General features: G+C 43.9%; 26 protein-coding genes, 1 tRNA gene and 1 pseudogene. 8 read left to right on the forward strand and 20 right to left on the reverse strand.

Going from position 1 to position 26,240, the window contains the following annotated elements; genetic code table 11:
• Nucleotides 1–34: 34 nt before the first annotated feature.
• The 7 genes from trkA (ACPK8D_RS09740) to ACPK8D_RS09770 form a co-directional block, all read right to left on the reverse strand.
• Complete coding sequence (gene trkA / locus ACPK8D_RS09740) at nt 35–1,381, reverse strand: Trk system potassium transporter TrkA (protein WP_424717657.1); 1,347 nt, start codon at nt 1,379–1,381, stop codon at nt 35–37.
• Nucleotides 1,382–1,717: 336 nt separating this feature from the next.
• Nucleotides 1,718–3,151 (reverse strand): TrkH family potassium uptake protein, encoded by a 1,434-nt coding sequence (locus ACPK8D_RS09745; protein ID WP_424717658.1) that lies wholly within the window; start codon nt 3,149–3,151, stop codon nt 1,718–1,720.
• A 24-nt stretch (nt 3,152–3,175) separates the two neighbouring features.
• Complete coding sequence (trkA, locus tag ACPK8D_RS09750; RefSeq protein ID WP_424717659.1) at nt 3,176–4,522, reverse strand: Trk system potassium transporter TrkA; 1,347 nt, start codon at nt 4,520–4,522, stop codon at nt 3,176–3,178.
• Between the two features lie 636 nt (nt 4,523–5,158).
• Nucleotides 5,159–6,328: a molecular chaperone DnaJ gene (dnaJ, locus tag ACPK8D_RS09755; protein ID WP_424717660.1), complete on the reverse strand. Its 1,170-nt coding sequence runs from the start codon at nt 6,326–6,328 to the stop codon at nt 5,159–5,161.
• Nucleotides 6,329–6,434: 106 nt separating this feature from the next.
• On the reverse strand, nt 6,435–8,294 hold the full coding sequence (dnaK, locus tag ACPK8D_RS09760) for a molecular chaperone DnaK (RefSeq protein WP_424717661.1): 1,860 nt from the start codon (nt 8,292–8,294) through the stop codon (nt 6,435–6,437).
• A gap of 374 nt (nt 8,295–8,668) precedes the next feature.
• Nucleotides 8,669–9,298, reverse strand: a complete 630-nt coding sequence (grpE, locus tag ACPK8D_RS09765; protein WP_424717662.1) for a nucleotide exchange factor GrpE — start codon at nt 9,296–9,298, stop codon at nt 8,669–8,671.
• Between the two features lie 127 nt (nt 9,299–9,425).
• Entirely contained in the window at nt 9,426–9,884 is a 459-nt protein-coding gene (locus ACPK8D_RS09770) for a heat-shock protein (protein ID WP_424717663.1), read from the reverse strand.
• A 54-nt stretch (nt 9,885–9,938) separates the two neighbouring features.
• On the opposite strand from ACPK8D_RS09770, the gene ACPK8D_RS09775 reads away from it, so the two are divergent.
• The 7 genes from ACPK8D_RS09775 to ACPK8D_RS09805 all read left to right on the forward strand — a co-directional run bounded on the left by ACPK8D_RS09775 (nt 9,939) and on the right by ACPK8D_RS09805 (nt 13,913).
• Nucleotides 9,939–10,199 (forward strand): hypothetical protein, encoded by a 261-nt coding sequence (locus tag ACPK8D_RS09775; RefSeq protein ID WP_424717664.1) that lies wholly within the window; start codon nt 9,939–9,941, stop codon nt 10,197–10,199.
• Nucleotides 10,200–10,217: 18 nt separating this feature from the next.
• Nucleotides 10,218–11,177 (forward strand): ATP-grasp domain-containing protein, encoded by a 960-nt coding sequence (locus ACPK8D_RS09780; RefSeq protein WP_424717665.1) that lies wholly within the window; start codon nt 10,218–10,220, stop codon nt 11,175–11,177.
• Nucleotides 11,178–11,288: 111 nt separating this feature from the next.
• Complete coding sequence (locus tag ACPK8D_RS09785) at nt 11,289–12,278, forward strand: hydantoinase/oxoprolinase family protein (RefSeq protein WP_424717666.1); 990 nt, start codon at nt 11,289–11,291, stop codon at nt 12,276–12,278.
• A gap of 84 nt (nt 12,279–12,362) precedes the next feature.
• Nucleotides 12,363–13,040 carry an amino acid kinase gene (locus ACPK8D_RS09790; RefSeq protein ID WP_424717667.1) on the forward strand — a complete coding sequence of 226 codons (678 nt, stop codon included), beginning with the start codon at nt 12,363–12,365 and terminating at the stop codon, nt 13,038–13,040.
• Nucleotides 13,041–13,244: 204 nt separating this feature from the next.
• Nucleotides 13,245–13,415, forward strand: coding sequence for a zinc finger domain-containing protein (locus ACPK8D_RS09795; RefSeq protein WP_424717668.1), 171 nt, complete (start codon nt 13,245–13,247; stop codon nt 13,413–13,415).
• Between the two features lie 92 nt (nt 13,416–13,507).
• On the forward strand, nt 13,508–13,777 hold the full coding sequence (locus ACPK8D_RS09800) for an elongation factor 1-beta (protein ID WP_424717669.1): 270 nt from the start codon (nt 13,508–13,510) through the stop codon (nt 13,775–13,777).
• Between the two features lie 64 nt (nt 13,778–13,841).
• Nucleotides 13,842–13,913 (forward strand) — tRNA-Ala (locus ACPK8D_RS09805).
• Nucleotides 13,914–13,996: 83 nt separating this feature from the next.
• Here the strand turns inward: ACPK8D_RS09805 and ACPK8D_RS09810 are convergent.
• From ACPK8D_RS09810 to ACPK8D_RS09825, 4 genes are read right to left on the reverse strand one after another with little or no spacing between them, the layout of a single operon-like run.
• Nucleotides 13,997–14,731: a HesA/MoeB/ThiF family protein gene (locus ACPK8D_RS09810; RefSeq protein WP_424717670.1), complete on the reverse strand. Its 735-nt coding sequence runs from the start codon at nt 14,729–14,731 to the stop codon at nt 13,997–13,999.
• A complete protein-coding gene (locus tag ACPK8D_RS09815) occupies nt 14,728–15,027 on the reverse strand; it encodes a MoaD/ThiS family protein (RefSeq protein ID WP_424717671.1) in 300 nt (99 codons plus the stop codon). Before ACPK8D_RS09815 ends, ACPK8D_RS09810 begins: the two co-directional genes overlap by 4 nt.
• Nucleotides 15,028–15,077: 50 nt before the next feature.
• On the reverse strand, nt 15,078–17,024 hold the full coding sequence (locus ACPK8D_RS09820; RefSeq protein ID WP_424717672.1) for an aldehyde ferredoxin oxidoreductase family protein: 1,947 nt from the start codon (nt 17,022–17,024) through the stop codon (nt 15,078–15,080).
• A 5-nt stretch (nt 17,025–17,029) separates the two neighbouring features.
• Nucleotides 17,030–17,512, reverse strand: a complete 483-nt coding sequence (locus tag ACPK8D_RS09825; RefSeq protein ID WP_424717673.1) for a 4Fe-4S dicluster domain-containing protein — start codon at nt 17,510–17,512, stop codon at nt 17,030–17,032.
• A 76-nt stretch (nt 17,513–17,588) separates the two neighbouring features.
• On the opposite strand from ACPK8D_RS09825, the gene ACPK8D_RS09830 reads away from it, so the two are divergent.
• Nucleotides 17,589–17,777, forward strand: coding sequence for a hypothetical protein (locus tag ACPK8D_RS09830; RefSeq protein WP_424717674.1), 189 nt, complete (start codon nt 17,589–17,591; stop codon nt 17,775–17,777).
• A 752-nt stretch (nt 17,778–18,529) separates the two neighbouring features.
• Here the strand turns inward: ACPK8D_RS09830 and ACPK8D_RS09835 are convergent.
• The 9 genes and pseudogenes from ACPK8D_RS09835 to ACPK8D_RS09875 all read right to left on the reverse strand — a co-directional run.
• A pseudogene (locus ACPK8D_RS09835) lies at nt 18,530–18,928 on the reverse strand (type I restriction endonuclease); the annotation flags it as partial.
• Entirely contained in the window at nt 18,868–19,290 is a 423-nt protein-coding gene (locus ACPK8D_RS09840; protein WP_424717766.1) for a type I restriction endonuclease, read from the reverse strand. The pseudogene ACPK8D_RS09835 and the gene ACPK8D_RS09840, both read right to left, overlap by 61 nt.
• A 498-nt stretch (nt 19,291–19,788) precedes the next feature.
• On the reverse strand, nt 19,789–20,049 hold the full coding sequence (locus ACPK8D_RS09845; RefSeq protein ID WP_424717675.1) for a hypothetical protein: 261 nt from the start codon (nt 20,047–20,049) through the stop codon (nt 19,789–19,791).
• 566 nt (nt 20,050–20,615) lie between these two features.
• Nucleotides 20,616–21,278: a hypothetical protein gene (locus tag ACPK8D_RS09850; RefSeq protein ID WP_424717676.1), complete on the reverse strand. Its 663-nt coding sequence runs from the start codon at nt 21,276–21,278 to the stop codon at nt 20,616–20,618.
• Between the two features lies 1 nt (nt 21,279).
• Nucleotides 21,280–21,690 carry a DUF6884 domain-containing protein gene (locus ACPK8D_RS09855; RefSeq protein ID WP_424717677.1) on the reverse strand — a complete coding sequence of 137 codons (411 nt, stop codon included), beginning with the start codon at nt 21,688–21,690 and terminating at the stop codon, nt 21,280–21,282.
• Between the two features lies 1 nt (nt 21,691).
• Nucleotides 21,692–22,063, reverse strand: coding sequence for a restriction endonuclease subunit S (locus ACPK8D_RS09860; protein ID WP_424717769.1), 372 nt, complete (start codon nt 22,061–22,063; stop codon nt 21,692–21,694).
• Nucleotides 22,017–22,784 carry a restriction endonuclease subunit S gene (locus tag ACPK8D_RS09865; protein WP_424717678.1) on the reverse strand — a complete coding sequence of 256 codons (768 nt, stop codon included), beginning with the start codon at nt 22,782–22,784 and terminating at the stop codon, nt 22,017–22,019. The genes ACPK8D_RS09860 and ACPK8D_RS09865 overlap by 47 nt, the downstream gene beginning before the upstream one ends.
• 187 nt (nt 22,785–22,971) lie before the next feature.
• Nucleotides 22,972–24,798 (reverse strand): DUF262 domain-containing protein, encoded by a 1,827-nt coding sequence (locus tag ACPK8D_RS09870; RefSeq protein WP_424717679.1) that lies wholly within the window; start codon nt 24,796–24,798, stop codon nt 22,972–22,974.
• Nucleotides 24,799–25,196: 398 nt separating this feature from the next.
• Complete coding sequence (locus ACPK8D_RS09875; RefSeq protein ID WP_424717680.1) at nt 25,197–26,162, reverse strand: hypothetical protein; 966 nt, start codon at nt 26,160–26,162, stop codon at nt 25,197–25,199.
• Nucleotides 26,163–26,240: the final 78 nt, after the last annotated feature.

Raw genomic sequence — 26,240 nt, forward strand, 5'->3', positions numbered from 1 at the left:
TGTTAGACCCTTTGGAATTTTTTCTATTTAGTCATTACTTAAAAAATTTTTCCACAGCCGAAACCGCAGAAGATAACGCAAAAACTATTACCCTATCTCCCTCCCGAATTACGGTGTCTCCCCTGGGTATGATGATGTCATCGTTATGGACTACCATGGTGACGATTGCACCTTTAGGAAACTTGACTCTGTCGAGGGACTTTCCTATAATTTTTGAGTATCTTGAGGTCGTGTACTCGATGATTTCTGCCTTTTCACCTTCCAGCGTGGCAAGCTTTTCGATACCTCTTCCCATTGTAAGCTTAAGGACTTCATTTACGGTCGCTTCCCTTGGACTGATTGCCATATCTATTCCGATCATTTCGAAAAGGGGCACATAATCCGAACGGTCAGCTCTTGCGATGACCTTCTTTGCCCCCATTTGCTTTGCCAGAAGCGAACACAGAAGATTTTTCTCGTCATTGTCCGTAACTGCAAGCACCACGTCCATGTCTTCGATGTTCTCTTCCCTCAAAAGGCTGACATCAGTACCGTCCCCGTTTAAGATGAGGGCGTTTTCCAGCATCTCGGCTACTTCTATACAGCGGCTTTTCCTGTACTCGATAATCTTGAGATCGGCATTTTCGTCTTTATCTATCAGTTTGGCCAGATAAAATCCTACAATTCCGCAGCCTATAAGGAGAATTCTGATCCTGTGGGGTCCCTCGTTGCCGAAGATGCGGCCAAATTCTTCAAGGGCTTTGGGCTTGCCTACAACTACCATATGGTCGTTTGCGTGGACACTGTCGTCCCCATGCGGGATGATTATTTCGTTTTTCCGGAAAATCGCACTTACAATGCAGCACTCATCAAGCTTGAGGTCCTGTATCTGCTGTCCTACGAGCCTGTTGTCAGGACGGATGGCAAATTCCATCATCTGAACTTTTCCCCCGGCAAAGACTTCAGTATCTATGGCTGACGGGCTTGAGAGTACCTCGGCAACTTCGGAGGCGAGTGCAAGTTCGGGACAGATCATGATATCGACTCCGACCTGAGACCTGGAGGTTACAGGCACATCAATGTAATCCGGATTGCTTACTCTTGCAATGGTCTTGGTCTCTCTCCAGCCGGGATGGGACCTTATGATAAGTTTTGCAGTCATGCAGGCAACAATATTGACTTCATCGACCCCCGTGACAGCAACCAGAATGTCCACATCGTGAAGGATGCTGTCGAGAATATCAGCGTTTGCACCATTTCCCTCCAGAACCTGAACGTCGAGTTCATCCGCCCTTCGTGCAACCTCCTCATTTTTCTCGACAACAATTACGTCGTGTGTGAGGGAGAGAAACTTTGCGATATGATATCCAACCTCGCCTGCCCCTATCACTATTGCTTTCATAAGATTTCCTCAAAAAAAGCTTGATTCCAGTTAAATTAACCTGCTTGTTTAAGTAGTCTTGGAAAAAGAAAACCATAAATGGTTATGTTTATGACAAATATTACGCAGTAATAACATAAAAAGCCTTCAATGGGCAAATGAAGGAACTAAGCCAGTAGTGGGAGCAAAAGGCAAACCCTCAAAACTCAGTTTCAGGGAAAAGAATGAGACATAAGTATACAGGGGCGGTTTACTTTTCTAAGAACAATTTACTCTTCAAAAAATAATTTACTTCTCAGAAGCAGTTTGCTCTTCAATGAATAATTTGCCTTTTAAGATTTGAACGAGTTCACGTTTTCAGGAGTGCCAGAAGTCGCTTGTAAAGAGTACGAGTACGGTATAAACCTCAAGCCTACCTACCCACATATTATTGATAAGAATAATTTTGCCGAGTGGCGGAATTGACTCAAAGTTTGCCATAGGTCCGACAACATTAAAACCCGGACCTATGTTTCCGAGAGTGGTTATCGAAGCTGTAACCGAGCTTATCATATCAACTCCCAATAGTGTTAGAAGCACTGTACCTACGACAAAAACGCCTATATAAAGTACAACAAAAGACAGGATTGACTGCATAATGTCATCAGGTACTGCTTTGTTATTAAATCGGATAGGCCTGACAACTCTGGGATGAACAAATTTAAAGAGCTCTCTCCTTGCATACTTTAACATCAATAGAAAACGAACAACCTTCATGCCGCCGCCCGTCGAACCTGCGCAACCCCCGATAAACATTACCGCAAAAACCAGAATCTTTGCAGAATCTTCCCAGAGGTTAAAATCCGTTGAAGCAAAGCCGGTAGCTGTCATGATCGAGGTTATATGGAAAATGGCATACCGGAACGAATTGAACGGAGAAAATCCCATATCCTTGAATAGAACCAGCGTCAGCAAGCCCGTGAAACCCAGAAGAAAATAAGTATAAGCCCTGAATTCCTCATCCCGGAAGAGAATATTCTTATTTCTGTTATGGATAAGCCGGTAATAGAGGGCAAAGTTCGCCCCTGCGAAAAACATGAAAAATGTTAGAATAAACTCTATCAAAGGACTGTTAAAAGCCTCTATTCCTGCGTTGTAAGGAGAAAATCCCGCGCAAGCCATACAGGCAAATGTATGGGTAAGGGCATCGTAAAGGGACATTCCTGCCAGCACCAGAGCCAGAACCTCAGCAGCAGAGATCAGGATATAGATCTTCCACAGAATTTTTGCAGTTTCCCTGATTCTCGGCCTCAACTTATCCTCGGTGGGTCCGGGAGCTTCGGCCCGGAAAAGCTGCCGGCCCGCAACTCCGAGTTTGGGCAGAACTGCTATGAAAAGTACGATAATCCCCATGCCCCCAAGCCAGGCATTGAAAGACCTCCAGAAAAGAAGGCCTCTTGAATAGCTTTCGATATCCACGAGAATTGACGAACCCGTTGAAGTAAAACCCGACATTGTTTCAAAAACGGCATCAATAAAAGAGACTCCTTCAAAAAGAAAAGGAATAGCCCCGAAAATAGCTGCTGCAAGCCAGCTCAAAGCCACAATGGCAAGCGCTTCTTTTTGCTGCCAATCCTCGCGGCCTTTAAACCGCATGAGAAACAAGCTCGTAATCAGGGTTATGAAAAAAGAGAAAACAAAAGGTACCAGGGGTTCCCGGTAGTAAAAGGCTACTAAAAGAGGAACAAGCATTGTAAACGCCAGAAGGAATAGAATTTTCCCTAAAGCGTTAAAAACCGCTTTGTTATCCATAAGAGATCACCTGCATTTTAAAGCTCACCTGAAAAACTTATCTATTTCCGAGATTGCGGAAGCCATGGAAAAAATGACCACTCGATCTTCATTCTCTATAACAAAATCCCCTCTCGGGATTATAGTGTCTTTTCCGCGCACAACCATGTTAATGAGAGCTCCTCTTGGGAACTTTACCTTGTTCAAAGGTTTCCCGACAATTTTTGAGCTCTCGGAAGCCGTATATTCTATAATTTCCGCTCTTTCGCCTTCAATGGTTGTCAGAGTTTGTATTCCCCGGCCCATTGTAAGTTTCAGGACCTCGTTAACAGTCGCTTCCCTGGGACTGACTGCCATATCTATGCCGACCATTTCAAAGAGGGGAAGGTAATCCGAGCGGTCAGCCCTTGCAATCACTTTCTTTGCCCCCAGTTGTTTTCCAAGAAGGGCACACAGGAGATTCTTCTCATCACTGTCCGTGACTGCAATAACAACATCCATATTCTCGATGTTTTCCTCCCTGAGCAGATTGAGATCAGTGCCGTCCCCGTTTAAGATGAGGGCGTTTTCCAGCATCTCGGCCACTTCTATGCAGCGGTTTTTTCTGTACTCAATAATTTTCAGCTCAGCATTCTCTTCCTTATCTATCAGTTTGGCCAGATAGAAACCTACAATCCCGCAGCCTATAATAAGAACTTTATTCCTGTGAGGCACCTGGCTCCCGAAAACATTGCCCAGGCTTTCCATAGCCTCAGGTTTACCCACAACTACCATATGGTCGTTTGCCTTGATTACATCGTCTCCATGAGGAATAATTATTTCGTGCTCCCGAAAGACCGCACTTACAATGCAGCACTCAGCAAGTTTGAGGTCCTGCATCTGCTTTCCTACAAGCTTGCTTTTGGGACTTATTGCATACTCAGTCATTCGGACTTTTCCCTCGGCAAACATCTCGGCATCTATCGCGGACGGGCTTGACAGGATCTCAGCAACTTCGGAGGCAAGTGCAAGTTCCGGACAGATCATAAGATCAACTCCAACCTGAGCCCTTGAGGTTACAGGCGAATCTATATAATCCGGGTTGCTGACCCTTGCAATGGTTTTAATTTCCTTCCATTCGGGCCTGCTTCGGGCGATTAGCTTGGCGGTCATGCAAGCTACAATGTTAACCTCATCGATACCGGTCACAGCCACAAGCAAATCCGTATCCTGAAGAATTTTTGAAAGGACCTCGGCATTTGCCCCATTTCCTTCTATAACGAGGATATCAAGTTCGTCTGCCCTTCTTGCTGCTTCTCCGTTTTTTTCAATAATTACTACATCGTTTTTGGGGGAAAGAGCCTTTGCAATATGATAACCAACTTCCCCTGCGCCAATAATTATAACCTTCATAGCACACCTTCAGAAAAACTGTTTTTAACTAAGCTGATATTGCGAAACCTGGCAGACCAGAAGCAACAGGCATGGGATAAATCAAGAGAGAAAACGTTGGATAAAGAAATATAAGAGGTTCGGAGATCACAGATAAGATAAAACTGTAAAAGGCGGTCCGATAAATTGTTTGGAATGAAATTAATCAGCGTGTTGACCATCTCTGGAAATTAAACGTTTTGCAAACAGAATTTATAAGACCCATGCTTTTGCAAAGTAACTGCAGATTAAAGCTCTAGAATTGAGCAGTTATATAAATGTTTTCAGATTTTTACAGCAATAAATAAAATACAAGCGTGAACTGGACCTGTGAAAATAAAATCGAATAAAGAAAAGAAAAAGGCAGGAAAGGGAAAAGAAAAGGCCTCAAAAAGGGCTGAAGAGGAAGAAGTTAACGCTGTAACGGGCAAAAAGGATATTTAATAAGGGATAAAAGGATAACCCGGGGATAACCTGAAAATAAAAAGAAAAAAGGAATCAGGGAAAAATATAATAAGGAAAGGAATTCAGCATTAAAGAGAAAAGTCTGAGCGTTAAAGAGAATAATATCTTTTAAAAAAGTAAGATAAAAAAATTAAAATGTAGTTAAAAGCTGCTTTAACCCTCAAAAGCGTCCTTTACTTTCTCAAAAAATCCTTTGTTTTTCCTGGATTTTTCTGTGGATTTCTCGTCCCTTCCCTTTTCATCTCCTTCCGGGTTTTTGCCGCTGCTCAGGGCTTCGAACTGACGAAGAAGCTCTTTTTGTTCGTGAGTGAGTTTTGTTGGAGTCCTGATCACAACCCTGACGAGCTGGTCACCTTTTCTACTCCCGTGCAGGTGCTGAATTCCTTTATCTTTAAGCCTGAATACGGAATGAGTCTGAGTGCCTTCAGGAATATTCATCTTGACCTTTCCGTGGAGGGTATCGACCATCACATCCGTCCCGAGTGCAGCCTGGGAAAAGGAGATCGGAAGCTCGGAAATTACATCATAATCGACCCGCTTAAAGTACTTGTGTTCCATTACATGGAGCACGACATAGAGATCTCCGGACGGAGCCCCGGGTTCTCCCGAATCCCCCTCTCCGCTGAGCCTCAGGCTCATGCCAGAATCGGCCCCAGCAGGCACATTTACGGTTATCTTTCTTGTGTTTCGAACTCTGCCTGTGCCGCTGCAAACCGGGCAGGGAGACTCAATAACCTGACCCCTACCATGACAGGTAGTGCAGGCGGTAGTGCTTACAAACTGCATACCCAGTCCGGAGCGCGTGGTACGGATTTGCCCTGTACCGCCGCATGTGGGACAGCGCTTCGGGCTTGTTCCGGGTTTGGCTCCGGTTCCGGAACAGTTTGAACATCTTTCAGTCCTCGGGATGTCGAGATCTTTACGGACTCCAAAGGCTGCTTCCTCGAAGGTAATATAAAGGTCATACTGAAGATCGGACCCTCTCCTCGGCCCCATATGACTCCGTCTGCCTCCTCCGCCGCCGAAAAACATTTCGAAGATATCTCCGAAGCCGCCGAAGTCTGCACCCCGGAAGATATCTTCTGCGCTATATTGCCCGTTTATTCCGGCATGTCCGAAGCGGTCGTACTGAGACCGTTTCTCAGGATCCGAGAGAACGGCATAAGCCTCGGAAATCTCCTTGAACTTATCCTCAGCCCCGGTTTCCTTATTCCTGTCAGGATGGAATTTTAGCGCAAGTTTTCGATATGTTTTCTTTATATCCTCGGGTGAGGCGTCTTTGGATAATCCGAGAATTTCGTAATAATCACGTGTTGTGGCCATCAGGATTCCCTGTTGTTTTAAAAAAGATAAATCTCCGGAGCCTGCAAGCAGGTTTCCGGTAAGGCCTGAGAATCTTCAGGCCTATCTTTTATTACTTGGTTTTTCCTTATTTACGCTTTTCGTCGTCAACTACCTCATAGTCGGCGTCAACGACCGTCTCATCAGGACCTCTTGCATCAGCACTCCCTGCTCCGCCTGCAGCCTGCTGAGCCTGCTGAGCCTGCTGGGCTTTCTGGTACATTGCAGTGGAGATCGGGTATACGGCTTCCTGAAGTGTTTCGGTTTTTGCCTTAACCTCTTCGCTGTCCTTACCTTCAAGAGCCTTCTTAAGGTCTTCGATTGCGGCGTTTACCTTTGACTTCTGATCCTCTGTGGCCACATCTCCGGCTTCCTTTAAAGTCTTTTCCGCAGCATTGATCAGGGCTTCGGCATTGTTCCTGTTCTCGACCTCTTCTTTGCGCTTTCTGTCTTCTTCGGCATGCAATTCCGCATCTTTGACCATGCGCTCGATTTCGGCGTCCGAGAGTCCACCCGGTTTCTGGATGGATATGGACTGTTCCTTGCCGGTTCCGAGATCTTTTGCACCCACGTGCAGGATACCGTTTGCGTCGATATCAAAGGTAACTTCAATCTGCGGGATACCTCTCGGAGCCGGGGGAATTCCGTCCAGGATAAAACGGCCCAGAGTCTTGTTTTCGGAAGCAATTCCCCTTTCTCCCTGAAGGACATGGATCTCTACCGAGGGCTGGTTATCAGCTGCCGTTGAGAAGACCTGGCTTTTCTTGGTTGGAATTGTCGTGTTTCTCTGGATTAACGGGGTTGCTATGCCTCCGAGCGTTTCGATTCCGAGAGTCAGAGGAGTGACATCAAGCAGCAGGACATCTTTGACTTCGCCCCCGAGCACACCGGCCTGGATGGCTGCCCCGATTGCAACGGCCTCATCAGGGTTGATGTTTTTGTAGGGTTTTTTGCCCGTGAAATTCTCTACAAGCTCGACTACCGCAGGCATCCTTGTGGCGCCTCCGACCAGAATCACTTTGTCGAGATCGTTTGGTGTAAGCTTTGCATCGCTGAGAGCCTGGCGCATGGATACGAGGGTCTTTTCAAGGAGATCCTCGGTCATCTTCTGGAACTGGGCTCTGGTAAGGTCAATATCAAGGTGCTTGGGTTCCCCATCCGGGCCGACTGTAAGGAAGGGAAGGTTGATATTGGTACTTGCAACTCCGGATAGCTCGATCTTGGCTTTCTCTGCGGCATCGGTTAAGCGCTGGAGTATGGCCCTGTCTTTCGAGAGATCGATTCCCTCAATTTTCCTGAACTCAGCCAGTAAGTAGTTAACAATGCGCTGGTCGAAGTCGTCTCCTCCGAGGCGAGTATCGCCACTTGTGGACTTTACCTCAAAGACCCCGCCTCCGAGTTCGAGAATTGATACGTCAAAGGTTCCGCCTCCCAGGTCGTAGACAAGAATTGTTTGCTCTATATCTCCCTTGTCGAGCCCGTAAGCCAGGGATGCGGCAGTAGGCTCATTGATAATCCTCAGGACATCAAGACCCGCAATTGCCCCTGCATCCTTTGTAGCCTGTCTCTGGGCATCATTGAAGTATGCAGGAACCGTGATGACAGCCTGTTTGATCGTTTCTCCAAGATAAGCTTCCGCATCGGATTTGAGCTTCTGGAGAATCATTGCGGAAATTTCCTGCGGTGCGTATTGCTTTCCCTGCAGGGTGACCTTGTAATTGGCGTCTCCCATATGCCTTTTAATGGAATAAACAGTATTTTCAGGGTTCGAAACGGCCTGCCGCTTTGCGACCTGGCCTACAAGTTTCTCTCCTTTTTTAGAAAATCCGACCACTGACGGGGTTGTTCTGGCCCCTTCGGCATTCGGGATCACGACAGCTTCCCCGCCTTCCATTACTGCCATGCATGAGTTCGTAGTACCAAGGTCAATACCCAGTATTTTTGCCATATTTTATCCTCACTAGATTATCTGGTTAATTTCTTCAATTAAAGTTTTAGACAAAAATTTTTAGACAAATCATTGAATTAAATTATTTATTAAGTTATCTGGTAAAGTTATTCAGTTAAATTCAGGAGTCAGGTTAGACCTGACCCAGGAGTGAAATTACACGTGAGTAAATTTCTTACTTATTATTTTCACTTAATGATATAGTGATTTTGTGTTAATTTAAGTGTAGTAAACTTAGATTTTTTATTAAATAAAGACTTAATAAGAAGACTCAATAAAATCACTTTTTTTCAGTAAAGAATTCCTTTATGAGAACTTACTAAACCTTTCCGAATATATCGTTTTGAATATTCGCTTTCTTTGAATATATCGCTTTATTCCTCTGCTTCATCAGGGTTTCTGGCCACTGAGACCATAGCAGGCCTGATAACTTTTGAGTCAAGAGCATATCCGGCTTTGTAAACCTCTACTATAGTGTTGTCCGGGACTTCGGAAGTCTCGATATGCTGAACTGCTTCGTGCCTGTGAGGGTCAAATTCACTGGCTTTTTCACTCTTGATCTTCTCAAGCCCGTACTTTTCGAGGATTGAAAAAAACTGCCTTGAAAGCTGTTCTATTCCGCTGACGATCGAGCTCATATCCTCCGCAGTCTCTGCAGACTTAAGGGCGCGATCGAAATTGTCCGTTACTTCAAGGAAATCAAGAAGTACCTGCTCAAGCACGGCTTTCCGGTTTTCCTCCATCTGGCGGGCGGTCCGTTTTCTGAAATTGTCAAAATCTGCTGCAAGCCGGAAAAGCTGGTCCTTGAGAATCTGGTTCTCCTTCTGGCACATGGCTTCAGGGCTTTTTTCAGCCTCCGAACTGGCAGAAGCCTCTTCGGGATTATCCCGTGCTTCATTAGCCTCTTCCGCCGAAGAACCAGAATTCCGGGCGTCAGGATTTTCAGCCCCAGCCTGGGTATCTTCTTTAGAATCCTTATTTCCTTCTTTATTGAATATTCTCATTAGTCGATCCCCATTAAGTAATTATAACGGTTTCGCTCGTCCTGATCTGTGATTGTTTGTAATTCTATAAATACTTTTCGGGCATTCGAGAAGATGTATTACTCCGAAAAGAAGAGAAAAAGAAAAATCAGTAAAAGTGTTTTTGAAGTTTATAAGAGAGTGCTTTGAGCATTACGACGCTTGCAATCATGGAAGCCGCGACTGCCGAAATCACCTGGTCCCACCCGATGGCTGAGATTCCTCCTGCCAGTGCGAATTGCACACCGCCTACCAGCGACACAAACACGAAGGAAAAACCGAAACCTGCAAGAGCTCCTCCTACAAGGGAACTGAGAGTATCCAGCCCATGTCTTTCGTAAAAAACCATGCCTGCAATAAACATCACCGCAAAAATCAAAAGTACGACTGCGGAGGGCAATGGACTTTCTTTTGATGAAAAAATTTCAAAAAGCCCGAGCCCCATATCAACCAGGAATATGCCCATGAAAACCGCAATAGAAAGGGTTTTCACAAACGGGTTTTCAAGGACCGACTGAGAGTTAGGGTTTCTGCTGTTAATAGTACCAGGCACCTTTATATTTTGCAATGTTTAACTTTTAAGGTATAAACTGTATAATTTATATAAACTTTTACATATTCAATGTTTCCAATCCCAACCGGCGCAACGGCCGATCACGCCGGATGGGGCTTGGGAATTATAAGTACTTCTCAATCACAGGCGTTCGCCGTTTTCGATCAAACCTTTTTTGAAAAGGTTTGCGATCAAGCCCTTTTTGAAAAGGTTGCGTTTCGTCGGTTGATCAAGCCGACAATATCGTTTTCGCTCAAGCCTTTTTTGAAAAGGCTTGCGATCAAGCTTTTTTTTGAAAAGGCTTGTGAACAAAAAGTAATATATAAATGACCGGGTTTTTCCTTTCCAATGAAAATCCTGATTGCGGAATTTGCTGTCGGCACGGACATTGAAAAGTCTCTTATCCCCGAGGGAGCAGCTATGCTTAAAACCCTTGCGGAAAGCTTTGTTCGGCTTGGGCATGAGGTATACTACCCGTCGGCAGGCACGAAAATCGGTGCAGGCACGTGCTTCGAATCTACAGCCGAAAGTTTCAGGCAGGTAATTGAGAAAAAGGCAAAGGCCTGTGATGCAGGGCTGGTTATTGCCCCAGATTCCATGCTTCCCGAGCTGAATAAAGTCCTTGAAGAAAATACCGTAAACCTTGGATGCTCGCCTCAGTCGGCAGCTTGCTGTGCGGATAAGCTGCTCTGTACGGAAATCCTGAAGAAAGCCGGGATTAAAACCCCTGAGATTGCAAAAGAGGCCGAAAAAAGCAAAAAGTATGTTGTAAAACCAAGATTCGGCTGCGGAGCGGAGGCAACATACCTGGTCACGGAGTTTAAGAATGAGGACGGACTCTTTGCGAGCGAGTATATTGAGGGAAAGCACCTGAGCGTAAGCCTTATCGCAGGAAAAAAACCGCTTCCTCTTACCGTTAACCGCCAGTTCATAGAGTTTGGCGAAAAAGAGGTAAAAGCCGGAGAAAATGGGAAAACCGGAGTTTTCGGCATAAAATACAACGGTAGCCTTACCCCTTACCGGACTCCAGGGAGAGAGGAACTCTATGAGACTGCGATTTCCACAGTAAAATGCCTGGACTGTTTCGGGTATGTGGGCGTAGATATCGTACTCGCTGACCTGCCGTACGTTGTGGATGTGAATCCAAGGCCTACAGCCTCGCTTTTCGGGATTAGCAGGGTCATGAGAGAGGAGATTGGAGATCTGCTTTTGAAAAACAAGTTTGGAGAACTGCCTGACTCGGTAAATATTGAAGGAGAATACCGCTTTTCAAAGGATGCGCTGGGCGAACTTTTCGGAAGGGCTTGAAAGAGAGGTAACAGGTTGAGAAGCCAGAAAAGTAAGAATACGGGAAGCTTGAAAAAGACCAGAAAAGCGAAGATACGGTAAAACTTAAAAAACTGAATAAAGGGCTTAAAAATGAATTCAAAGGTTATCGGACTTGATATTGGAGGAGCAAACACCAAACTCGCCTCCTCGGACGGAAAGATCGTGGAACTGCATTACCTGCCCCTCTGGAAAAATACGCAGCTTCCAGAGGTCTTAAAGGAAATCGCACAGCGCTTGCATCCCGAAAAAGTTGCTGTTGTTATGACCGGAGAACTTGCAGACTGCTTTGAAAATAAGGAACAGGGCATCCTCTTTATAAAATCATGTGTTGATTCTGCTTTCGGGCCCTCAAAAGTGTCTTACATAAATAGTATGGGCAGGTTCCAGCACGAAACTGACGATTTAAGGGAACTTGCTGCTGCCAACTGGGCAGCTTCAGCCAGACTGATCGGAAGAGAGATAGGAGACTGCCTTTTTGTTGATGTCGGCAGTACCACAAGTGATATTATTCCTATTGTCTCAGGGGAGCACAGGGCAGGGCACACTGACTTCGAACGCCTGCTCAGGAGTGAACTCGTATATGCAGGCACTCTGAGGACAAATCTCGCTGCACTCCTTGAAAAAGTGAAACTTGGAAAAGGGATATGCAGAACATCCTCGGAACTTTTTGCAACGACGGCGGACGCCTATCTGATACTCGGGGAGATCAATGAAGGCATGTATACGTGCGAGACGGCTGACGGAGCCGGCAGGAGCAGGACAGAATCCATGCGCAGGATTGCAAGGCTGGTCTGTGCCGACCTTTCAGAGGTAGGGGAGCGGGAGATATACGAGATTGCAGAACAGGTAAAGGAGAAACAGGTTTCTACCCTTGCTGAAGCTATTTCTGAAGTTGCGAAAAGAAACGGGCTTAAGAAAATTGCAGCAGCAGGTCTTGGAGAGTTTTTGATAGCGGAAGCTGCAGAAAGGCTCGGATTTGAATGCATTTCTATTTCTGGGCACTGTGGAGAAGAAATCTCGAAGGTCTTTCCGGCATATGCGGCTGCCAGGCTGCTGGAAGCCGAAAGGTCAGGAAACTGAGTCTATAATATTTCTGTTTCCCTGATGGAATTAATGTATAACTGAAAATCATTTGCAAAAAACCGCAACGAACGAGAAATTTTAATGAAAGCTATGAGAGTAGTTATCAAAATAGGGGGAAGCCTGATCAGCGAAGCTCCGGAACTTATTGACAGGCTCGTAAAAGAATTTCGCTTCAAAAATGCAGAAACTACTCTAGACAGGCAGGTTCCCGAAAGAGTACCTTATTCCGTCCTTATTGTGCCCGGCGGAGGAATATTCGCTGATACCGTAAGGAGAGCTGACGAGAGGTTTGGACTCGGAGACGATGCAGCCCACTGGATGGCCATACTTGGCATGGAGCAGTATGCCTGCTATCTTCAGGATAAAACCGGTGCAAGGGCTGTAGACTCGATAGCAGGCCTGCCTCAGGGAGTATCTATTCTCTTTCCATACAGGCTTATGAGAAACGAAGATCCCCTGCCTCATACCTGGGATGTGACTTCCGACACTATCGCTGCCTGGGCTTCAAGGCAGGCCGGAGCAGTATTTATAAAGGCTACGGACGTAGACGGCATATTCAGGAATGGAAAATTAGTCAGGGAAATTTCTGCTGCCAGTTGCAAAGGGAACCGCTCAAGCTGTATCGATCCTGCCCTGCCGGAATTTCTACTGAAAAACCGGCTGGAGTGCCTGATCGTAAACGGAAAATGTCCGGATAGGGTTATTCATGCAGTGTATGGAAAGCCTGTGCTTGGTACTTTAGTAAAGGGGAATATTTAAATCGTATATCGTATATGACTAGGGGAGAAGCAAAGCGTATCGCAAAGCGTATCCAAAAGCATTAATTAAATTTAGTTCATTAAATCTGCTAATGTTAACAAAGGTGCCAGGGAAAGCAGAAGCTTGATGCTTAAGGAAGGCGCCTGATTCACCGGCAACTCGTTACAAATTTGCTATTCGAATTAACCTTTAAGGAGAAAAAAAATGTCAGCACAAAAAGTTGAGTACTGTACTTCATGCGGAATTCGCCTCGTGGAAAAGGGCTATGTAAAGTTCCCCTGCCCCCAATGCGGATCAGAAATCGGAAGATGTTCAAGCTGCAGGCAGCAGGGTAACGTATACACCTGCCCCAAGTGCGGATACAAGGCACCCTGATTCAGGCAAAGCCCCGAACCATATATAATATCGCGTGTAAACGAGATTAAACTCGATCAACAAAATCAGATAAAAATATAAGAGGAATCAGAATGGGCGATGTTGCAGCAAAGATAAAGATAATGCCTGAAAGCGTTGAAACCGACCTTGCAGAATTGAAAGAAAAGCTAAAAGCCGTAATTCCCGCAGGGGCAGACCTGCACGGGGATATTGTAGAAGAGCCTATTGCTTTCGGATTAAAAGCCCTGATTGTCACATTAATAGTCAATGACGAGGAAGGCGGAACCGAAGTTGTAGAAGAGGCTTTCGCAAAAGTTTCCGGCGTCGAAAACGTCCAGGTTATGGAAGCCTACCGTATTTAAGAGGAGAAAAGATCCGGACAATGCGTGTCCGGAAAAATACCTTTTCATTCTCCTTTCTTTAAAAGGGCTCGTAGATCAGGGGAAGATCGTTACGTTCGCAACGTAAAGGCCGCGGGTTCGAATCCCGCCGAGTCCATTTAAAAAGTTTTAATATTCCTGATCAATACTACTATTTTTAAATTCCTTTAAAAATGGAGAACATATAGCAGAGAGGCTGGCTTATTCTTCAGCCCGGACATTCATGCAGGCAGGACAGCGGATACTTCTCTTTACGGGAATCTTAAGAACCCTGGAAAAAGCCAGGTCGTAAATGGTTCTCTCCCCAATTGCCGGGTCTCCCAGTTGCGTCAGGTTCAGGATAGCAGCCGCTGCCATACCGGTTCCAACCAGGCCGGTAGTAACTCCCAGAACAGGCGTGATATCGGTCTCGGGGAAGTTTTCGTCCAGTGCACATGCCAGGCACGCACTTTTGCCGGGAACTACCGTAAAGATTTCGCCGCTGAAGTCCTGTGCGAAGCCGTGGGCTGCAGGAATTCCCAGTCTCATACAGACCCGGTTGACTGCCAGCCGATCAGCATTCCGATCGAAGCAGTCCAGAACGAACTGACAACCTTTCAGCAGGGTAAGCATATCACTTTCTTTCAGGTTTCTTGCCACAACCTTAACCTTCAAGTCGGGATTCAGAGACAGCAGGCGTTTACGGGCTGCTTCTGCCTTGAGACAACCCAGGTCTTTTACGCAGAAGAGTACCTGGCGGTTAAGGTTGCTGATCTCCACAACATCCCGGTCGGCCAGAATCAGGCTCCCTACGCCCGCAGCCGCCAGGTAGAGGGCAGCAGGGCCTCCTACCCCGCCCAGACCCAGAACAGCCACCTGGCTTTCTGAAAGCCTGCGCTGCCCCTCATCCCCGAAACCCGGTATTGAGACCTGCCTGGACCATCTATCCTGGCTCATGCAGCCCCTCCTATCACACCAAAGGAGACCGTATCTCCTTCTTTAAGGGTAGTCTCCAGCCCTCGGGGAAACTTCTGGATATTATTCAGGTCAAGGGCATTAAGGCAGATATTCGCATACTCCTTATCGCTATAAAGGGGTTGAATAAAGCAGAGCTTTGAGAACTTGTAGCCATATCTCCCGGACAGGATTTCTATCAGGTCCTTAACCCTCTGTCCTTCTTTTACTTCCTCGGTCTCGTATAGCTTCCTGGTCACTGTAGAGAAAAAACCATAATATCGAACAGTCACCTGCATTTTTTCCTGGCCTCACGAATTCAGGCGGTCTCTGGCTACCTCTAAATGTTTTACAGCTTTTCAGCCATCTGAACTTCCATCTGCACTTTTTTCAGATATTCTTCCCGGCAGGGCTCCAGATCTCTGGCAACGTCTTCCAGACCATACTCTATCAGGACGTCCGGAAGAGGAAAACCTGTCTTTCGATCCCAGCCACGCACATCATAGTAACGAGGAATCAGATCCGCCTCCGGGAAGACCATGCCTTTGTTCGGGCCGTCAGGCATGGGTTCCCGGGTGAACCTTTTTGGACAGTGATCTTCCATACATCCTACGAGGAGGCGGTTCCAGTAAGCCCTCTCCAGGTGCACTATCCTTCCGCCAATCCTGAGCAGATCATCTGCAGAGATATCCATGCCCGTAGCCGCAGAGAGCAGCCGTACCATGTCTTCGGGCTGAACGGCAAAAGACCAGTTGTGCGTGAAAGTGCACTGCGTAAGGCTATCCCCTAATGCCTTGAGATCCTCGGAGTACTTCTCCATTTCCGGCTTTTTAACTGGTGACAAACGGTCCTCCGCTTCCCTGGTTCCCAGGATCTTTTCTACCAGGCCTGGATAAAAGGGACCAGTCAGCTCCAGGCAGGGCAGGCCCTGGAGATGGTCCCCGCCCCTGCGGCCAGTGGCAAATCCTATTCCAAAGGCGAAGCCAAGCCCGCGAGGATCGTCCTGGGACATATCGTGGCCTTTTACAGAGATGGAAAAATCTGCACCTCGATTCATAAGCTCGGCTGCCCGACTGGACCCCTCAGCCAGAATGTTACCAAAGCCCTCTCGAAAAGCGATCATTCGGATGAGTCGGTCGATTAAAGTCTGATCTCCCCAATTAAGGATAAGGCCGTCCGTGTCTTCCCGGGTTAACAGGCCTTTCTCCCAGCACTCCATAGCCCAGGCGATAGCTCCCCCACAGGAACACGAGTCCAGGCCCAGTTCATTGACCAGCTTATTATTATGCACTACCTTGTCCATGTCAAGGAGGCCGATGCGCGGCCCTACGGCTGTCAGGGTCTCGTACTCCGGTCCTCCTGTAATTTCGCCTGCATACTTGCCTTCCCTTATTTTGCTGAACCTGCCGCATGAAATAGGGCAGGCAAAGCAGCCTTCCCGGTGAGAAAGAAAATTGTCCCTGTGGTTCTCGCCACTGAGCTTACTGGCATCCGGATGGAAGCCTTTCTGAAAGTTGTGCCAGCAGAACCAGCCCTGCTCGTAATTAGCTGGCATTGTTAGAAGCCAGGTGCCCTGGTCATAGAGCATCTGAACCATCAAATCTCGCTTCATTCTTTCACGGATGTCGGCACAGACCTGGTAAAACTCGTCGGGGCGGGAAACTGTCACAGGCCCGGTGCCTCGAACGGCTACGGCCTTTAAATTCTTGGAGCCCATTACAGCGCCAATTCCTGTCCTTGCGGCCGCTCTATAGACATCATTCAGGATGCAGGCATATCTGACCAGGTTCTCTCCGGCCGGGCCAATCAAAGCGATGTGGATCTCCTTTGATCCCAGCTCCTCTTTAAGGATCGCATCCGCCTCCGGGACAGTCCTGCCCCAGAGGTGCCCGGCGTCCCTGATCTCCACCTGCTCGTCATCTATCCAGAGGTAAACAGGTTTGCTTGCTTTTCCTTCTACTACCAGCTGATCGTAGCCTGCAAACTTTAGCTCCGGACCCCAGTGGCCTCCCATATTCGAGTCTCCAAAGCCGCCACCTAAGGGTGATCTGGCGGTCACTGTAGTCCGGCCGCTCGAAGGTGCGAAGGTGCCTGTCAAAGGCCCGACGCCAAAAATCAACTTGTTTTCCGGGCTTAAAGGATCCACATCCGGCCCAACTTCACGGTATAGAAGTTCGGAGTTGAAACCGCGACCTCCAAGCCATTTTTCCCTGTAAGCTTTCTCGATCTCCTCAACCTTAACCGTACCCTTGCTCAGGTCTACCCTCAGCCTTTTGCCTGTCCAGCCATCGACCATAATTCTCACTCCTGGGCGGTTAAAATTACTTTGTCTGCCATTTCACGACGCCTTTCCATGAGGAATTCATCCACACTCCGGAAAGTAAGGGCTCCGGATGGGCAAAACCTGGCGCACTGAGGGTCTCCGCCGCATAAATCGCACTTGAAGGCTACTTTTTTCACAGGATGAAAGCCCATAGCAGGACAGGCCACCAGACAGGAACGGCATCCCGTGCAGAGGGATTCCTCCATATAAATTGCTCCGGTGCTCTCGCTCAGTCTGATGGCTCCCTGGTCGCAGGCTGCCAAACACTGGGGCTTACTGCATTGAGAGCACACTGAGGGGAAGTTCCTTCCCAGAGCCTCGTATTTTACTACCCTCATGCGTGACAACACCGGACTGCACTCACCCTCGTGGTATAAGGAGCAAGCCATTTCGCAGCTCCTGCAGCCTGTACATCGGGATGGGTCTATCAGCAATGACCTTGAACTCGTAATAATCACCATATTTGTTCTATAAAGTCCTATTTTGTACTTTAACTATTTATAGGTGTATCTTATATAACACTTTGGAAATTAATTAGTGATATCACATACAGGGCAGAATGAAATCGAAGAGACGAATGGTTCACAGTCTGTTCCACATCTGCGTGAAGGCCAGGTCATTAATCAGGACGTTAGTGATTTCCTTTCCTTCAGGACCACCGTAACTGCAGGGTTTAAAATAATTCTGGAAGAGAAAAAGCAAAAGAACAAAAGCTTGAAGGATTGACGCATTAATCGCAACAAAAGTTTGCCCTATTTCTCAACGCCCTGAGTCCCGGAAAAGACAGTTGTAGAAAGAGACTAAAGGTTCGCTCAAGAGAATATTAATACGCAAAATATGGATTTCTCGCTTTCTCAGTGTGGAGAAAAGGGGATTCAAAATAAGAATCTATATTCCTTGAAAGTATCCGTTAAGACATGAATGTATAATATTTCTGAAAATAATATTTCTGAAAGCGAAAAAGGCAGGGAAAAGCAGTAAAAGGGAAAAGCAGTAGAAGATGAGAAAAAGTATCTATAGGCTTGAGTGTTGAGTAAAAAAGCTGGTGAGTAAAAAAGCTGATTATAAGGTGGTTCACAAGGTTTGACCTGCAACAATGAAGTATATTAGGGATCAGATTTCAAGCTGTCCTGAATTTGCTTCATTTTACAGATACGCGTCAATGAAGTATATTACGGGATCAGATTTGAAGCTGTCCTGAATTTGCTCCATTTTACAGATTACGCGCAATGAAGTATATCACGGGATCAGGTTTGAAACTGTCCTGAGCTTACTCCATCTTACAGATTACTTCCCCATGAACCAATTAATATTATGTATTTAATATTATAAGAAATTAACTATTTAATTAAATTTATTTAATCCGTTCACATATTTAATGGGCTCATCCCAACACCTGGTCACTCACAGTTACCTGGTCGATTTTTATTTTTCAGAATAACCTTAACAACCGCTTAACGATAGAGGACCTAAAAGTGTTAAAACAGCACTTCCATAGGCGGCACCTTAAAATCTGCGATTTTCTCCCCGTCAATTGTCTTCCAGGGCATAAACCATTCCCTGTTCGAGGTAAGCGTTCCTGCCATTGCGTCCTGCCCGTCACTTATCAGCAAGAAAGCATTATATCGGAAAATGCCTGGAATCTCTTTTTTGTAAGTCTGGAACTGCTTGTAGGCGTCCCAGATTATTTCGTCATTTGCAAACCCGTTATCTTCATCCGGCCGCTTTAACTCGATAACGACAAGCGGCAGCCCGTTAACAAAAAGTATAATGTCCGGCCGCCTGTTGTTCCCATCTTCTATAATGGTAAACTGGTTTACCGTAAGAAATTCATTTTCCGCAGGCTCTGAAAAGTCAAAAAACCAGACCTTATCATAAACGGTTTCCCCGTCCTGCCCCTGATACTCAACTCAATCCCGTTTACCAGCATATTGTGAAAAGAAAGGTTATTATGCACGAGATCCTGGCTCTCTTCCCGAAGCACCTTTTTTATTGCTTCTTCCCCTGCTCCTGCCGGAATTCCGGGATTCAGTATATCAATTGCAGCCCGAAGCCGGCGCGGCAGAATAACAGTCCCGAAATCGTCCCTCCCGGCATCTTCTGTTTCCGGGGCAATGTCCGGACCGTAAAGGTAATCGTAGCCAAGCTCTGAGAGGATTTCAAGGGCTGCAACTTCAACTTCGGATTCGGGGATGAAGGCCGGAATAGAGATTTCTCCTGTCTTTTTTGTCTGTTTTATCTACTTTCTTATCTGTTTGGTCTGATTTTGCCTTAGTAGGGCAGGTTTCCGTTCAAAAGAGAGTTTCTGCCATTAAAATATTAACCTAAAAAAATTAGAATTGTGTGTCCTGGTAAATTTATTTAAGTGTGACTATTCTGTTGCGCTCTTCGTTTGAAAAAATGAGAATTCAGAAACCTCAACCTCTGGTGTCGCCTTTTTCAGGCAGAAGGCAGAAATTAGTATTTTTCTTCTGGCAAAATACAGAAACAACTTTCCGATATCGAATTTTCAAAATACTAATCTAAATTAGTACTAATCATAATTAGCATTCTTTTCCCACGGCAAAAAGAAAAAAACCGAAAAACGAAAAAAAATCAATCAAGCGCGTACTAATTAAATATATTTATCCTGTAAGCGACGCAGTCTATCTTCTAGAAAAATCAAAAACTTATTGGATTAACCTGAAAATGGCCTTTATATAAACTTAAAATGAGAGCCTGATTTAAGTTTCTTCCTTTAATTTTTCGTTTCTTTTGTTTTTTTCTTTTGTCTTCGTTTCTCCATTTCTTCGTTTTTTTTCTTTTCTGTTAATTCACGACTATCTACTAATTTTTTCTTTCTCTCTTTAAGTTCCTGTATTTCCTTGTCGAATGCTTGTTCCAAGTACTCTTTTTCAACCTTATTGGTTGCTTTCTTTAGTGCTTCCTCTTTCTTTTTCTCGGCAAATTCTATCGCCCGGTCGAAATTTTTTTCGGGTTCTTTCATTTCCCTGGTCACCAAGTTATGAACCTCTGTAAAGTCGTTTACACAGATGAATAATTAGTTAACAGTATGAAATTATAAAAAAGTTTCATTTTTTCCAATCGATTCCAGGAGTTTTCTTAGTTTTTTAAGTGATTCTGGAAAATTTAGACTGCCCAGGTTGTTTTAAAACTAGATGGGACATTCACAAAGGAGTATATAAGAAAGTTGAAAAGAGAACTGACATACGGATCTTTTGCCTTTGCTTTATGAGGCGATTTTTACTCACGCAAGCTATCAAAAAAATTTAATAAATAAACCGGCCGATAGCTTATATAATATATTTTTTTGTCGGCGGCGAAGTCCACTTTTTAGAAGAATCAACAATTTATAATCAACCAAAGCCGACAATAAACTGATCAAAAAACCGGCGGGCGGCTCTGAAGAAATGGTCTATTTGAAAACCGGAAAACCGTAATAGGTGTCTTTAACGTGTCTTGTCACGCTCGACGCAGGAGAGCGGCCATTCCACGAAATTTCAAAAAGAATAGTCACTAAAATAATAGTTACAGAAATAGGCACAAAAAAGAAAGTAAAGTTCTTTACTCAAGGAATTCATTGATTCCAGCGGCATGTGATACCAAATTTTTGATTTGTTGCATATCTTCATCAGATAAAGGCTCTTTGAACAACTCATTTACCAACCAGAGCCCGCTCTTGCTTATCTTTTCTTTGGGGGAGAACAAACCCAGCCAGTCCGATGAATGACAGCATTCATCACACAGGGAAATTGTGGAGATGATTTTTGATTCGAGTTCAAGCCTTTTTTCCTGGGCTTCAACTTCAATTACAACAAAGCTGAAATTTGCCTGGATATACTGGCTTACCCTCTTTTCTATTTCTCTCTGCTTCTCAAGGTCAATAGAAGCCGAATATTCTTCTTTTGCCTTCCTGCTGGTCAAATCTATTTCCCATTGATCAAGAAACGGGTCTTTATCCCTGTTAAGCAAAGCTCGCCCTATATTCTTCCTGAAAATGCTCCGATCCTTATTTTCTTTAATGAAATGCTGCTTAAGTCGTGATCTTAACTGGTTTTTACCTGTATGAGTTCCTATGCGAACGATTCTGCCCATACCGTGGGCAGTTTCTCCTTTTTCAAACAAAATATAGATTCCATTGCGAGGGATTTTCCTCTCATCAAATGGAAAACTCATCCTTTCCAGATTATTGAACCATTGATGCAGTTGTTTGCATTTTTCACTCATTTTAACATCTCATTTTAAGATATTGGAGTTGTTTTCCAATTCCTAGTCCTTTAAGAGGAATCTGGTAATTCAAAATATGAGGCAGTAAATATTTTCTGTATTTTTCTCCCGCAAGGAAAATGAATTCATCTTCTTCCAGATCTGCTTCCTTTTTTATCTGGTCTATTACGCAATCTGCCCATTCCTTGATTTCCTTAGAAGACATATTAATCAAACATTTATCATAAGGCTCAATTTCCGCCTCCGAATCTACCAGACCGTATTTTGCAGAAAGAATGAAGATCTTGTCAGGGCTCAATGATCTTGCATATTTAAGGTTGTATTTGAAAAGCGTACTGATGTACAGATCTTTCGCTTTTGCTTTATAAGGCAGTTTTTTACTCACGCAAGATATCAAAACAATTTTTGCCATTTCAACATTCAACCCTGATTTTTCCTGACATGAGTTTTGGAAGGAGGGAATCTCTAATTTGAGAAAGAGTTTTACATTCAAATATATTTTTTTGTATAATGTATACAAAATCCAAAACTATTTCATTGTATCTTTTAGATGTCGACTTATCAGAAATTACAACTGGATACCTGATTAGAGTTTTCCAGTTTGCCCTTGGCATTTTTGTACCTTCGGAAGTTTGAGTCGCATATTCTACAAATTTTTCACTTGATACTATTGAAAGGACAAACGAATAATAGTCTTCTGCCGGAGAAATCACGATAATATCTGTAGAACAAACGCCATCAATAGGAGCTACGCCGACTTTGTGGAAGTAGGGTCTTATTCCCAAAAAGAATATCCCTTTTCTCGAAAATTAACTTATTACTTGAAATTTCGCTTGCATTTCCCCAATCGGAAAGAGATATTGATTTTCTTGGTATGTGTTCCAATCCAAAATAGGGAGTTTCTGGATTCATATCTTCAACTTTTACGTTTTTTCTCTTTTCGCTGGCAATATCTCCAAGCTTACCAATTCCCCACCCCTCCGGAATCTCTCCCAATTTCGAATCTACCATCCTGCCGCCGCTTGATTTGTAAGGATCTCCGTTTTCGTCAGGGAACTCGAAATCAATAAACCAGCGTTTGAAAAGGGACTGGGCGATTTGTTTTAAAGTAGAGTTCATCTGGCGGTTGAGGTCGATTTTGTCATCGAGGGTGCTGAAAATATTGGCAATACTCTTTTGTTCTTCCTTAGGAAGGTACAATACAGAAAGTTTGCTCAAATCACTTCCTCTTATTCCGGCAGCAGCAACTTGTTCTACAATAGAAGAGACAAGATTTCTTCCAGTAGCAGATTTAAAAAAATAGTAGTAAAATAGCGGATCAGCAAGTTTTTCGTTCAGACGACCTCTAATGATGTGTGATTCAAATGTTGCAGGTATAATGTCATCCATAATTATGGAACATTTTCCAGCACCTTCAAGAACTAACGATTGCCTAGCAAATAACAAATCGCCTTTTTTTAACTTGAATTTTTCATATTCATCATTTGATATAGGTACTCTATCCATTCCTACATCACTGAAAATCCGACAATAAGAAAATAATTCCCCATATTCACCATTTTTATACCAGAACCTCTAGCCATTTTGGGGCGTGTTAGACCATTACGAAGAGGAACTTCAAATAAATCTCCAAACTTGGATATACTCCATTCTTCAGGAATCATCCCGATCTCGATTTCTTTAAACTTTTGAATCATTGTTTCAATTCCAGAAGTTTTTCGTTGTTCCAGATTATTTCTGCAAGTTCGGTGTATAATTCCTGCCTTTCCACAATCGCTTGTCTGGTGAAATGTTCAATTGGTCTGAACTTGAGATTATATTTATCTATGAATTTGAGGAATTGAGGGTTATTCTGGTAGCATTTTTCATTTAGGGAACGGGCGAGGATGTTTTCACTGAAGTACATTTCTTTTTTTTCTTCGTAAACTTTGTCTTTATAGCTTCTGTTTTTGTCTCTTGGGAGGATCAGAAGAGAGCCGAATTTATTTCGGTATTTTTGGAAGGATTCTTCGGATTCGAATTCTTCGGTATGCTGGTTGAAATGGTCTGCCACAACATGTTCGATATCACAGGGGTTCTGAATGTCCCGGCTTACGTAATCTTCAAAGGAATATGTCAGGCCTATTTCCTGATCAATGAAATTTGTCATCCGTGAGATTATGTTGAGCATGTACCGCTTGGTAAAACCATTGAGGTAAAACCATCTTGCTCCTTCTTTTACTTCGAATTCGGATTTATTTAGATAATTGAAGAGATATTCCGCAAGCTCTTCAATGGACAGCCTGCGGATCTGCTGGGTTAAATCAAAGACTCTATTTTTAATTGCAGAATAATCGACGGTTTTAAAATTAAAAACTCTTGAAATGACAAATAGATCAATAAAGCACGAGACAAGCTTTATCTTTTTATTGACAATCTCTTCGGAGTCTTTAGGATCGATGGAAGCCAGAATTAACTGGTATTGAAGAGTGAAATTGTTATTGGCATTGTAATAAACGTGTTCGTACTCTTTATCGAATTCAGTGGAATACTTTAAAAGCCTCTGGTAGACCTTCGAAAATTTAATGAAATCGTTCTTGATAAAAAACTCATAATTATCGCTTTTGTAGAGGCCTATTTTGGAAGAATTTTCCCTCACCCATTTGTGAAAGGCACTTCCAATAATGTCAAAATCTCCGGGAACAGCATCTTTTTTGGTATCTCTTATTGACGCTGCAAACTGGGCACGAAGCCAGTTTTTTATAAATGTCAAGTCATTATCCTTGTCTAACTCTTTCAGGTTCAGGATTGTCTGTTTCCACATGTCGTTGCATTTGTTTCTCTCTTTATCATCTTTGATTTCAGAGAGCAGATAGCCTTTTAGCATCTCAGTTTCGGTAAGGCTCAGCCCTCTATCATTCATAGAAACAAATATCTTATGTGCATCCTGTTCAGCTTGCGTTATTATCCGGATGAAGTCCAGATTATCCAGAAGCCAGTCTTTAAAGAATAAAAGAGCCTGCCCTTTAACTTCTTCAGGGAAGATTTCTTCAATATATTCATAATTCCTATAGATATTCCTGACACTTTCAGGTTTATCTATCGTATCGAAGGATTCATCGTTTTTCAATGCCTTCAAACACTCTTCTCGTTCCTCTACGTTTAAATTAAAACTTTTTTCGCCGGATTTTCTAAAGTAAAATAAATTTAAAACTTCTGCCTTTTCTTCGCCATCTTCTAAGTTATGGTATAAATAAATTAAAAGAAGAGTCAGAGAAGTAAGTCTTTGCTGGCCATCAATAATTGCATTTTCATTGTCAGTCAGAACAATTGAGCCCATGAAATAATGGCCATAAGAAGGTACATCTTTGAGAGAATTGTCCTCACTATAGTACTCTAAGAATTCGCTTGTCAAGTCTTCGATTAACTCTTCAATCTGCTTTTTACCCCACATATATTCCCGTTGATAATAATGAACAGTGTACTTGACTCCAGTGAACAGTTCTCTTAATGTTTTTGGCGTACCATCTATTTTCTTCATGCGCTCAGCTCATTCTTCTTTGTCTTTGCTTAATTTCAAAATTTATTTTTATTCTAATGTTCAAAAGTTTTCGTGAAAGGCCGCTCGCTTGCGAGCGGACAAGACACGCTAAAGACAGCTATTACGGCTCCTCTGTGTTTGATTCGCCAAATCTCTTTCCCGGCTCTTTCAATTATTTCTCTGCCAGCCGAAAATTTGTATAATTTCTGCCGGGAGTCCTCTTGAGCGAAGCGAAAAGGACAGCGCACTGCAGAGCCGCAACTCTGCCAAGACACGCTAAAGACAGCTATTACAGCTCCTCTATTTTTGATTTGCCAGATCTTTTTCCCGGCTCTTTCAATTATTTTTCTCTGCCAGCCGAAAATTTGTATGATTTCTGTCGGGATTTCCCCGAAAAATCACTTTAATTTACTTATAAGATCGAGGAAATTGGCTCTTAATGCTTCTCTGGTAGAATCCGAAAGATCATCGAGTCTATCCAGAGTTTCCAGAGCTTTTTCGAAGTAGGATTTAGCAAGGGTGGGGTCTGTTTCAACATAGACTCCTCCCATGTAAACATACAGGTAGAGGAAGTCATCATATTTTTCAGTAAGCTTTTTATACAGGTCCTGGATTTTATCAAATTCGCCTCTTTCGGACAGGTCTGAAATATAGAGGCCTACGAGTTCATAAAACTCAGAGCCGTTTTCCAGCAGGAAATCAAATTTTTCGTCCTCGGGCAGTGAGAGGAACTTTGTTTCCATTTCGGCTACCAGTTCTTCTTCAGTTAGTCCTTCTTTGCCCTCTGCTCCGTAATTTTCTACAAAATCGAAATAATCTTCCTCATCTCCTTTCATGAGCATGAGATCTGCATGTTTGCTGGACAGGCCCATTTTAGCGGCAAGCTTTTTGACGCTTTTTTCGTACTCTTCACTCTCTTTTTCAGTGAAAAGCCCCATAACATAAGTGGCCCACTTCAGGTACGCCTGTTCGTCTTCCATCCATGACCTGTTGTCGATAACTTCTAGAACGTAGTCGATTGCCAGTTTGAACTCGTGATGGCTTATTGGTTCATCTTCAAGAAGTTCTATCAGGTTTTCAATTATTTCTATCTCAAGGTCCTGCTTAAAAAAAGAGATTTTTTTATCGTAGTTATTTTTGATGTTATTTAATGCTGCTACTGCGTCTTTGTCCTTTATTTTTCGGTCATTTTCACAAAAATACCTGGCAATCGAATATTCAATTGTTCCCAGATAGTCACTGTATTTGTACTCCTTTCCTTGCAGACTTTTCATTTCCTTTATTTCCGGAGTATCGGGTTTTAGATATCGGGAAAGAGAGTAGTCTCCCCCTTCAGTGAATTTGCTCCCAGTATCAGGATTCATGGCAATGCCCTCCGCTTGTCTATAATTTATATTTTCCTTAATATTCATTGTAGCAGCATATGTTTAAACTTAGTTTTT

The organism is Methanosarcina sp. (assembly GCF_049706645.1).
Classification (GTDB): Archaea; Halobacteriota; Methanosarcinia; order Methanosarcinales; family Methanosarcinaceae; genus Methanosarcina.